At 50.6% G+C, this 10,826-nt stretch carries 11 protein-coding genes; all 11 read left to right on the top strand.

The features are described 5' to 3' along the window. Positions 1–1,449, top strand: a 1,449-nt coding sequence (locus tag ACT8X9_RS10990; protein WP_444269011.1) for an ABC transporter permease, incomplete at its 5' end; no start/stop codon positions are given. A gap of 144 nt (positions 1,450–1,593) precedes the next feature. Continuing rightward, entirely contained in the window at positions 1,594–1,854 is a 261-nt protein-coding gene (locus tag ACT8X9_RS10985) for a hypothetical protein (protein WP_109258367.1), read from the top strand. Between the two features lie 48 nt (positions 1,855–1,902). Next, entirely contained in the window at positions 1,903–2,160 is a 258-nt protein-coding gene (locus tag ACT8X9_RS10980; protein ID WP_008689645.1) for a DUF3592 domain-containing protein, read from the top strand. A 532-nt stretch (positions 2,161–2,692) separates the two neighbouring features. Next, on the top strand, positions 2,693–3,115 hold the full coding sequence (locus ACT8X9_RS10975; protein WP_015564337.1) for an RNA polymerase sigma factor: 423 nt from the start codon (positions 2,693–2,695) through the stop codon (positions 3,113–3,115). 441 nt (positions 3,116–3,556) lie between these two features. Further along, entirely contained in the window at positions 3,557–3,826 is a 270-nt protein-coding gene (locus tag ACT8X9_RS10970) for a hypothetical protein (RefSeq protein ID WP_015564338.1), read from the top strand. A gap of 133 nt (positions 3,827–3,959) precedes the next feature. Next, on the top strand, positions 3,960–4,136 hold the full coding sequence (locus tag ACT8X9_RS10965; protein ID WP_015553872.1) for a hypothetical protein: 177 nt from the start codon (positions 3,960–3,962) through the stop codon (positions 4,134–4,136). Positions 4,137–4,225: 89 nt separating this feature from the next. After that, complete coding sequence (locus ACT8X9_RS10960) at positions 4,226–5,734, top strand: recombinase family protein (protein WP_444269010.1); 1,509 nt, start codon at positions 4,226–4,228, stop codon at positions 5,732–5,734. Positions 5,735–5,805: 71 nt separating this feature from the next. Then, positions 5,806–6,633 (top strand): extracellular solute-binding protein, encoded by an 828-nt coding sequence (locus tag ACT8X9_RS10955; RefSeq protein ID WP_444269009.1) that lies wholly within the window; start codon positions 5,806–5,808, stop codon positions 6,631–6,633. 23 nt (positions 6,634–6,656) lie between these two features. Beyond that, positions 6,657–7,541 carry a carbohydrate ABC transporter permease gene (locus tag ACT8X9_RS10950; RefSeq protein ID WP_444269008.1) on the top strand — a complete coding sequence of 295 codons (885 nt, stop codon included), beginning with the start codon at positions 6,657–6,659 and terminating at the stop codon, positions 7,539–7,541. A gap of 3 nt (positions 7,542–7,544) precedes the next feature. Beyond that, positions 7,545–8,381, top strand: a complete 837-nt coding sequence (locus ACT8X9_RS10945) for a carbohydrate ABC transporter permease (RefSeq protein ID WP_444269007.1) — start codon at positions 7,545–7,547, stop codon at positions 8,379–8,381. A gap of 110 nt (positions 8,382–8,491) precedes the next feature. Continuing rightward, positions 8,492–10,738: an alpha-galactosidase gene (locus ACT8X9_RS10940; protein WP_444269006.1), complete on the top strand. Its 2,247-nt coding sequence runs from the start codon at positions 8,492–8,494 to the stop codon at positions 10,736–10,738. Positions 10,739–10,826: the final 88 nt, after the last annotated feature.

Genomic DNA, 10,826 nt, shown 5'->3' with positions numbered 1-10,826 from the left:
CAAACACAGACAATCATCCGCTACGAAAGAAAAAATTTATGTAGCAATGGGGTTCCGATTGGTCTACTGATTGGCGGCCTTGCTGGATATTTGTTGCAACCTGATGGTTGGGATTGGATCGCTGCGGTATTCTGGGGGATAATCATTAGTCTTATCATCAATTTCGTTGTAAAAGTATCGTTAAATAGACCTACAAAAATAGCCCTCAGCATTTCCCCGATCCTTTCCAGCAAATATATGATGGAACGCTTTGATTGTAAGGTTACTAACAAAGAAAAACGAAAATTATCTTCTTTGGGGCTAGCAATCATAAGCATAACATCACACTGGAAAAGCATTTTAGTTTCTGTGCTTTCTTTGGGTCTAAGCGGGCTTTTATTCGTCTTAGCTGCGACATACACCGCTTCCATTGATCCAGAGTCTATTGTAAAGAAAGATGTCTACCAGTATGGACAATTTGCGATTGAAACTACTGGTAAATACAGCGAGAAAGTTTCAGAGATTGAAAACTTCAAACAAAAGATAATGGAGTTTCCAAGCATTAGCAATATAAAGCAAGTTGTTGAAACAGATATTAGTTGGGCAGGGAAAAATAGCACAGGCAAAGATCAACTTTCTATTATTACCGCTAATGACTTTGCTTCTATTCAGCAATTCAGCGAATCAGGCGATTTGGATTACCAACAGCTTGTTCAATCTAACCAGATCGTTGCTGTAAATGGTGTAGAAGGTATTTCTAAAGGCGATACAGTAGAATTTACATTTGGGGATGGCACCCAAAAAATTTATACAGTGGGAGGCATATTAGATGGTGATCTGTATTCAAATACAGCAATTTATGGCGGCTGGTTTTTAATGCCCACTGAATTGATAGCAGAAAATTCGGTTTCTTTTAATGTTTCTATTAGGTTGATTGTAAAGGCAAATGATACCGGATTGGAACACACCACAATATCTTTAGAGAAATTAGTGGATATGTCAGATGGATTAACACTGACGACTATGCAAGAAGCGATTGCTTCAAAAGAAGCTACTATAAGGCAGGTAGGAATATCTATCATAGGCGTAACACTATTCTTGCTACTTTTTAGTATCATTACTTTCGCAAGTACAATCATTACAAATATCGCAACAAAAAAGCGGGAATACGCTATGTTTCAATCCATCGGTATGACTAGGAAACAAACAGAAAAAATGGCACTATGCGAAAGTTGTGTATTGGCGATAGGGAGCTTGATACTTACTCTGATATTGGGAATTATTTTAGGGCAGATATTGATAAAAGGCTTGATAAGTGCAGGGATTTTCTATTTGTCATATACATTTCCATTAGCATTGTTTACTGTATATTGCATTGTGGTGGTTCTGATTATTTTGATGATTACTATTTCCGCTTTTTACAGTTTACAAAAAACTCCGTTGGTTGAGAGATTACGGATTGTAGACTAAGGAAGTAGACCCAACTAATATAAAAGTGTCCGAGCGTTGTAACATTTCACCCCGATTTTCATTGAAATTTCTTAGCCGCTGTAACACTTCGCGGACATTGGGGTTTTACAATACCCTTATCAACAAAAGTGAGGAGGCGACGCAATGGAACTGACCCCGACATTGATTTTGAATCTGGCGCTGCTGATCGTCCCGCCCATTGCCCTTGTGCTGGTGTTCCGGCAATGGCTGGCCCGGCACATCCGCTGGTCGGTTGCCTTGACTACTCTCTGTGATGTTCTCCTGTTTTGGGATGAACTGTTCTACTATGAGAGCTTCGGCCTGTTCGCGGTGCTGATTCTGGTACAGTTGGCGGCCACCGGCGCAGCAGCGTTCCGCATTTACAACAAACAAAGAAAAGGTTGAACAGAAAATAGGTATCATCAATCGAAAATATCATCGGAGGTATAACTTATGGAAAAAGAAACAATGGGAACTGTAATTTCAGTTACAAAACAATGGTGGTTAAAAGTAAATCGTAAACCTGTCCGCGCTCATGCTATGGATGGCGCAGCCTTTCCGCATACTATCAAGGTCAAATATACGATAGACGGAAAAGATTACATCTGCCGAAAATGGATTGGCGCAGGAAACAAAGTCCCTGACAAGGGAACAACGATTAAAGTTACCTATTGTGAAGATAAGCCATCGAAAGCAAGAATTGAACTCTAATTCAAATTGACTGACTAACACGGTATGTTTTGGCCTTTGCGGCATGAAACATACCTACATATTCAAACATCTGCCTCCACAGCGGGGAAAAGAAAAAAACCGCTGACGGGCAGAGGATTTCGTGCGCTTTTCTGTATCATCGACTGATACGGCGGTTTTGAGAAAATCAGAGCCGCCGTTTCTTTTCGTCTATCCTAAACCAACGACGACCTAACACCGTGTAAATCCACGGCGGCATATAGGAGGATTGCCGCCGTGTCTATTTTTGCCTTTTTTCATAGCACCCATGACCTACATCAGTTAAAAAAAGCATAGCTCCGCCTCCGGGTTATTCCGGCTATGTATGCGAAATTTGTTGGAACCTTAATTATTATGTCATTTCATGCGTCCGTGTGGCTTCATGCCGCCCGGGCGCTTTTGCGTTCTTATGCGTTAGCTTCGGGTCATGTTGGCCCGAAGTCATTCCCCGGTGCCGCTCCCCGCCGCCTTCGTTTCGGTCACTCGTCAACCAACAACCGAAACGGAGGTCAATATGGCTATTATCAATTTGCGGGACTATTACCCATTTTATACATCGGATTGCTTCATGGAAGTATCGGAAGAAGTTGCAGAAATGTTCAAAGAGTTTGAGCGTAAAGAGGCTGCTTATCGGCTGCGTACATACCGCCACAAAGCCTACTATTCCCTTGATCGGGACGACGGGCTGGAGCACGAAGCTGTCTTTGTCGCCTTATCGCCCCATGAACTGTATGAGCGGAAAGTGACCATGCAGGAGCTTCACGCAGCGATTTCCAGTTTGCCGGACAAACAGGCAAAACGGATTTATGCTCATTTCATTCTCGGCATGACCAAACAGGACATTGCCCGGGCAGAGGGCGTCCATGAAAAAGTGGTTCGTGTCGCAATCGAGCGAGGTCTGCGGCGCTTAGAAAAAATTTTGAAAAATTCTTTGTAAGGCGTACCGATTTAGGCCGGAAAATGAAATGGCTTATGAGAGGCAAAACACTTCGGGTCACAATGGCCCGAGGTTCAGACAAGCCTCATGCAGATTGAAAATTGAATAAAAAGACACCCGGATACGAAGGGGAACGCGCTGTGTGACAGACCCGCCATGACCTCGGATTTCAGAGAATACAGTCTTTGTAAAACTGAGCGAGCGAACAGGTCCATGCCATAGGTGGGGCAAGGCTGGCTCCACCGGAACAGGCGCAGAACCCGGATACTTGCGTTTAGTCACAGTCCGAGCGTTGAAGCGGCCTTGCAAGCCGTGAGCCGTCGCAGGCAATGAGAACGCCTTGCCATCAGAATGGGGAGAGTTGAAATACTATGGGGCATGAAGCCTATGCCCGTCCGGTGTGTCTGAAATGAAGTGAAAACCTATGGGGAGCCCCCGGCAATGCTGTCTGATGATAGGCCAACCAATCCGGCGTGGCTCCCCATCTTTTCAAAAAAGGAGCACTTTATGGGAAATGCGTTTGGAATGATCCCCGGCTTGGAACCGGACGAATGGAGCAATGACGCCTGCCGTGGTTATGTCATTATGGCAATGGAGGACTGCGGATTTTCAAAGAAGGATATACGGCGTGTTGTGGGGCAGCTTTATGAAGTATTCGACCTCAACAGCGTGGAGGACGCCAAAGAAAAGTACCTTTCCAGTCCTTACTGACCTCGGGCCACATTGACCCGAAGTGGAGAAAGCTCAAAGGGCGGCACCTGCTGGGTGCCGTCTTTTGACATTTCCCCACGGGACAAGTGGGAAAGGCTGGCATATACACGCACTTTCGCAAAGGAGGTTTTCAATGACGCAAGCTGTCACTTATGAACGAGAAACAAAGTCTGTCGCATTTCAAGGGAAGATCATTGTGCTGGAAAGCCTCACGCCGGTACTTCCCCCGAAGGAGAAAGAACAGCGCAAAAAAGAAATTGAGCGTTGTCTTTACGAGGTGTTCAGTAAATATGGGGACAGATTTCCCTAATCATTCGCAACATTGTTGTCCGGGGCTGCTGATGGTATAATATAGTTGTAAGGTTGGTAGCTCCATTCCAACAAGGAAAGGAGCCCAATATGGAATTTATCAGAGAAGATTGTATTTACGCAAGACAGTCAGTAGACCGCAAGGACAGTATCAGCATTGAAAGTCAGATTGACTTTTGCAAGTATGAATTGAAAGGTGGTAGCTGCCGGGTATTCAAGGACAAAGGCTATTCCGGTAAGAACACGGACAGGCCGGAGTTTCAAAAGCTGCTGGGCGAGATCCGCAAGGGAAAGGTTCGGCGGGTCATCGTGTACAAGCTGGACCGGATAAGCCGCTCTATTCTGGACTTTGCAACGATGATGGAGCTGTTTCAAGAGTACGATGTGGAGTTTGTATCCTCCACGGAAAAGTTTGATACTTCAACCCCGATGGGCCGGGCCATGCTGAATATCTGCATTGTATTCGCCCAGCTTGAACGTGAGACAATTCAGAAGCGTGTCACAGACGCCTATTATTCCCGGTGTCTGAAAGGCTTCCACATGAGCGGGCAGGCACCATACGGTTATCAGTTAGAGCCTACTGTGGTAGAGGGTATCCGCACAAAGAAAATGGTTGCCGACCCCGTAGCCGCCGACCATGTTCGGCTGATGTTTGAAATGTATGCTGAATCGGAAACCTCCTTCGGAGATATTACCCGATACTTCGAGGAACATGATATAAAAATTTATGGCAAATCCATGTTCCGTACATTTCTTTCCCAGCTTTTAAGAAACCCCGTTTACGCACAGGCCGATTTGGAGCTGTACGAATTTTTCAAGAGCCAGGGCGCAGCGATTGTCAATGATGCTTCCGACTTTGCCGGAACAAACGGCTGCTATCTCTATCAGGGGCGGGATGTGAAGGAGGACAAGGACAGGTGCTTAAAAGACCAGATACTTGTTATCGCTCCCCATGAAGCACTCATTTCCTCTGACACATGGCTGAAATGCCGGAAAAAACTTATGGCAAATACCACCTTCCAGCAGGGACGGAAACCGAAGAACACTTGGCTGGCCGGAAAAATCAAATGCGGGCATTGTGGGTATGCTCTGAAAGCCACCCATGTACCAAACAGCACCGGATATTTCCGCTGTACCAAACGGACGGAAAACAAAGGCTGTCCGGGCTGCGGGAAAATCCGCAAAGAAGAATTTGAGCAATTCATTTTCTCGGCCATGCAGGAAAAGTTCAAAGACTTTCAGATACTCCACGGCAGAGAGGAAAAAATCAATCCGAAACTGACTGCCTGTCAAGTGGAGCTGGCACAGGTGGAGGCAGAAATTGAAAAGCTGCTGGATACGCTAACCGGAGCCAATGCGATCTTGCTTGCCTACGCCAACAAAAAAATTGAAGAACTGGACACCCGACGCCAGACTATTTCAAAGGCAATCGCCGAATTGAGCGTTGAAACCATATCTCCCCAGCAGATAAAGAAGTTATCCTATTATCTCGATAACTGGGACAGCATAGATTTTGACGACAAAAGAAAAGCCGCCGATGGTTTGATCTCTACGATCAAGGCCACCAGCGACCGTGTTCAGATAGAGTGGAAAATCTGACATTTCCGCTCTATCGCCCCTCATTTCTATTTTATCTTGTTTGTACCCCTTGTACACTGATGTTTGGTCTGGTGTATAACAAGGAGATGTTCGATGCTGCCGGTGTTGCTTACCCGGACGAGAACTGGACTTGGGACGATCTGGTCAGCGCATCCGAGAAGATCTACGCTGCCACCGGCAAGTACGGCTATATGGCATACGCCGATGACCAGCTTGGCTACTGGAACTTTGTGTATCAGGCTGGCGGCTACATCCTGAACGAGGACAAGACCAAGGCGGGCTTTACCCAGCCTGCCACCGAAAAGGCAATGAAGTTCTACATCGGTCTCCAGCAGAACGACTGGTGCCCGGACCAGACCTACTTTGCCGAGACCGCTCCCGGCGCTGCATTCTTCTCCGAGAAGGGCGCAATGTTCCTGGAAGGCGACTGGAACATCCTTGCCGAGCTGCAGAACTACCCCGAAATGGTGGGCAAATGGGATGTGGCTGTTCTGCCCAAGTGCCCCGACCCGGAAAGCGGAGACGGCCGTGCGACCATCTCCAATGGTCTGTGCTACGCTACTGCTGCCAGCAATAAGAATCTGGATACCGTGAAGGACATCCTGAAGTTCTTCGGCAGCGAAGAGGGCCAGCGCATTCAGGGCGAAAGCGGTGCAGCCATCCCTGCCTATCAGGGTCTGGAGGATACCTGGGCAGGCTGCTTTGCAGAGTACCCCATCAATATCCAGTGCTTCATCGACATGTTTGAGTACAGCGTCCAGAGCGTCAACAACGCCTCTCGCCCGGAGTGGAAGAGCAAGGTCAATGATGAGCTGCTGAAAATCTACGCAGGTACCGAGGATATCGAAACCGGCCTGCAGAAGATGCAGGACATCGTGGATCAGGCCAGTGCGGGCTGAAAATGCAGCTTGGGAGGAACCAAATGAAAAGCACATCAAAACTGGGTCGTGATGGGCGTTTCTGGGGGCTGGTCATGATAGCTCCCACCATCATCGGTCTGATGATCCTGAATATTATCCCGTTCTTCCAGACCATCTACATGAGCTTTTCCAAGACGAAAGCCTTTGGAGCCTATCAGTTCTGCGGTCTGGAAAACTACCTTGAAATGTTCCGCAACGCGGAATTCTGGAAGGCAAACTGGAACTCTCTCTACTTCTGCATCCTCACTGTGCCGGTGGGCGTTTTTCTGGCACTGATCGTGGCGGTACTGCTGAACGCAAAGATCAAGGGCAAGACCGCCTTCCGCGCCATCTTCTTCCTACCCATGGTGGTGGCTCCTGCTGCGGTAGCGATGGTCTGGAAGTGGATCTTCAATGCGGAGTACGGCATTCTGAATCAGGTTTTTGGCGCGAACATCCGCTGGCTGACCGAGCCCAAAATCGTTCTGGTCACCTGTGCCATCGTTTCCATCTGGAGCTCCATCGGCTACGATGCCGTGCTGCTGCTGTCCGGCATCCAGAACATTTCCCAGTCCCTGTACGAAGCCGCCGAGCTGGACGGTGCATCCAAGATCCGTCAGTTCTTCAGCATTACGCTGCCCATGGTGTCGCCCACCCTGTTTGTGGTGCTCATCATGCGCCTGATGGCTTCCCTGAAGGTCTACGATCTGATCTACATGATGGTGGAGCAGACGAACCCTGCGCTGACCAGCGCACAGAGCCTGATGTATCTGTTCTACCGCGAGAGCTTTGTTGCCGGCAATAAGGGCTACGCATCGGCCATTGTGGTGTGGACCGTGCTGCTGATCGGTCTGGTCACGCTGGTGCAGTTCATCGGTCAGAAGAAGTGGGTCAATTACGAGGTGTAAACTATGAATGCCAGTCTAAAAACCAGAAAGAATGTTGTAACGTTCTTTACCTATCTGGTCTTGATCCTCGGCAGCATCAGCATGATCTTCCCCTTTGTATGGATGGTGCTCACCAGCTTCAAGACGCAGGCCGAATCTATGGCGATCCCGCCGCAGATCCTGCCCTCCCATTGGAATCTGGACAGCTTTGTCAAGGCATTGCAGAGCCTGCCCTTTACCAACCTCTACATCAATACGGGTCTATTGATCCTGTTCCGTGTGATCTTTGCGGTGGTGTTCAGCTCCATGGCGGGCTATGCCTTTGCCAAGCTGGAATTCCCCTGCAAAAAGCTGCTGTTCAGTCTGGTGCTGATCCAGATGATGCTGCCGAGCCAGATCTTCATTATTCCGCAGTACCAGATGCTGGCAAAGATGGGGGCCACCAACTCCATCTTCGCGCTGGTGTTCCCCGGTCTGGTCAGCGCTTTCGGCACCTTCTTTTTGCGGCAGGCGCATCTGGGCATCCCTAACGAGATCGCAGAGGCAGCGTATCTGGATGGCTGCAATAAGTGGCAGACCTTCGTCAAGGTCATGCTGCCGCTGACCGGCCCCAGCATGGCGGCACTGGCCATCTTTACGGCGGTGTTCGCTTATGCCGACCTGATGTGGCCGCTGATCTGCAACACCGATCTGAACATGATGACCCTGTCTGCCGGCCTTTCCACCCTGAACGGTCAGTACACCACCAACTTCCCGGTGCTGATGGCAGGTAGCCTGCTGGCCATGATCCCTATGGTGATCCTGTACCTGATCTTCCAAAAGCAGTTTATTCAGGGCATTGCCATGACCGGCGGTAAATAAGCAATTCACATTTCTCCTTCATCATAGCCGACAGGCGGGTAGCCGTTCCGACACGACCGCCTGCCTGTCGGCATTTCTATTAAAAATAATCTCGTTGAGGTATAGGATCCATGAGTATTCGATTTGATTCCGAGGCCCGCATTTTTGTATTGGAGACTGCCCATACCAGCTACCACATGAAGGTGGATGCGCTGGGGCACCTGCTGCATCTGTACTACGGCAAAACCATTGGCACCGGGGACCTGATGCAGCTGTATCCCCGCACAGACCGGGGATTTTCGCCGGATTACTACGCTTACCGCACCCACCGGGGTATTTCCCCGGATCTGCTCCCGCAGGAGTATACCGGCTGCAACGTGGGCGATTTCCGTCTCTCCTGCCTGACGGTGGCCGACAGCTGTGGCGCCTTTGGCGCAGACTTTACCTATGTGAGCCACACGGTGGAGGCGGGCAAATATCAGCTGACCGGTCTGCCCTGTGCCCACGCAGAGGAAAACGATGCCGAGACCCTGATCGTCCGAATGCAGGACGAGGCCACCGGTCTGACGCTGGAGCTGCTGTACGGCGTGTTTGCACAGCAGGATGTCATCACCCGTGCAGCGCGGCTGACAAATCACGGAGATACCCCGCTGCGGCTGGACAAGGCGGCATCTGCCTGTCTGGATCTGCCCTTTGGCAGATGGGATCTGCTGCATTTCCACGGCAGACACGCTATGGAACGGCAGCTGGAGCGGGAAGCTGTGGGCACCAATATCCAGACCATTTCTTCGGTGCGGGGCAGCTCCAGCCACCATAATAATCCCTTCCTGATCCTCTGCCAGCAGGATGCAACGGAGATCAGCGGTGCCTGCTACGGGGTGATGATGGTCTATTCCGGCAGCTACCAGATGGACGTGGAGCGCTCTCAGACCGGGCTTGTCCGGGTAGTGAGCGGCATTCAGGAGGAACGTTTTGCGTGGAACCTGAAGCCGGGCGAGACCTTTGACACCCCGGAGGTGATCCTCTCCTTTGCGGCAGAGGGTCTGACCCCGCTTTCCCAGAAGTACCACCGCTTTTTGCGGCGCAACATCTGCCGCGGCCCGTGGAAAGACAAACGCCGCCCGGTGCTGATCAACAACTGGGAGGCCACCTATTTTGATTTCAACACCGAAAAGATCGTAAAGATCGCTGAAAAAGCGGCCTCTCTCGGCGTGGAGATGATGGTGCTGGACGATGGCTGGTTCGGCACCCGGAATGACGACAATCAGGGTCTGGGCGACTGGACCGTGAACTGCGAAAAGCTGCCCGGCGGACTGGACCCACTGATCGGGCAGATCAATGCGCTGGGCATGAAATTCGGCCTGTGGATCGAGCCGGAAATGGTCAACGAGAACTCCCAGCTGTACCGCACCCATCCGGACTGGGCGCTGACCCTGCCCGGACGCAAGCCCGCCATGGGGCGCAACCAGCTGGTGCTGGATCTTTCCCGCCCGGAGGTGGTGGACTATCTGGCAGGGGTTATCGGCAAGCTGCTGCGGGAGCATCACATTGAGTATATCAAGTGGGATATGAACCGCAGCATGAGCGATGTGTACAGCCGTGCTTTCCCTGCCGAGCAGCAGGGCGAGATCATGCACCGCTATATGCTGGGCGTTTATGCGCTGGCAGAGCGGCTGACGCAGAGCTTCCCGGAGGTGCTGTTCGAGGGTTGTGCCGGCGGCGGCGGACGCTTTGATGCCGGAATGCTGTGCTACTATCCCCAGATCTGGTGCAGTGATGATACCGATGCCATTGAACGGTTGACGATCCAGCACGGCACCTCCTTTGGCTACCCGGTCTGCACCATGGGTGCCCATGTTTCTGCCTGCCCCAACCACCAGACCGGCCGTACTACGCCCATCGACACCCGTGCTGTGGTGGCGATGAGCGGCACCTTTGGCTACGAGCTGGATCTGGGCAAATTAAAGCGCGCCGAGTGCACTGCAGTGAAAAACCAGATCAAGCGGTTCAAACGGCTGAACGACCTGATCCGTATCGGCGATTATTACCGGCTGACCGACCCGGCAGAAAACGCATATTTCACGGCATGGCAGTTTGCCGCAGAGGACGGCAGCGAGGCACTGCTGAATCTGGTGGTGACCCATCCGCAGGCGAATCCCTTGCCCATCCACCTGTGCTTCCGTGGGCTGGAAGAAGATGCTGTGTATGAGCTGGACGGCATCGACTATTTCGGCTCCCGGTATGCCCACGACGTAGAGGACGGCATTCACAAGGGAATGCGGTTCAGCGGCAGCACTCTGCTGTATGCGGGACTTGTCCTGCCGCAGCTGTTTGGTGATTACCCCAGCGTGCAGCTTCATCTTACACGAAAAGGATAAAGAAAGATGACAAGTCAAGATAATTTTGCAGTCCGGTTTGCCAAGCACAAGGACGAGCTGGAATGGCTGTTCATGGAACTGTACCACA

The organism is Faecalibacterium sp. (genome assembly GCF_052358865.1).
Classification (GTDB): domain Bacteria; phylum Bacillota; class Clostridia; order Oscillospirales; family Ruminococcaceae; genus Faecalibacterium; species Faecalibacterium butyricigenerans.
Note: the sequence above shows the minus strand (reverse complement) of the source record. Positions and strands in the feature narration are given on the sequence as shown.

Coding starts and splice junctions, on each gene's coding strand:
- ACT8X9_RS10970 (WP_015564338.1), top strand. CDS start 3,557: ATGCTGTCTGATGATAGGCCAACCAATCCGGCGTGGCTCCCCATCTTT.
- ACT8X9_RS10950 (WP_444269008.1), top strand. CDS start 6,657: ATGAAAAGCACATCAAAACTGGGTCGTGATGGGCGTTTCTGGGGGCTG.
- ACT8X9_RS10975 (WP_015564337.1), top strand. CDS start 2,693: ATGGCTATTATCAATTTGCGGGACTATTACCCATTTTATACATCGGAT.
- ACT8X9_RS10965 (WP_015553872.1), top strand. CDS start 3,960: ATGACGCAAGCTGTCACTTATGAACGAGAAACAAAGTCTGTCGCATTT.
- ACT8X9_RS10945 (WP_444269007.1), top strand. CDS start 7,545: ATGAATGCCAGTCTAAAAACCAGAAAGAATGTTGTAACGTTCTTTACC.
- ACT8X9_RS10985 (WP_109258367.1), top strand. CDS start 1,594: ATGGAACTGACCCCGACATTGATTTTGAATCTGGCGCTGCTGATCGTC.
- ACT8X9_RS10940 (WP_444269006.1), top strand. CDS start 8,492: ATGAGTATTCGATTTGATTCCGAGGCCCGCATTTTTGTATTGGAGACT.
- ACT8X9_RS10960 (WP_444269010.1), top strand. CDS start 4,226: ATGGAATTTATCAGAGAAGATTGTATTTACGCAAGACAGTCAGTAGAC.
- ACT8X9_RS10980 (WP_008689645.1), top strand. CDS start 1,903: ATGGAAAAAGAAACAATGGGAACTGTAATTTCAGTTACAAAACAATGG.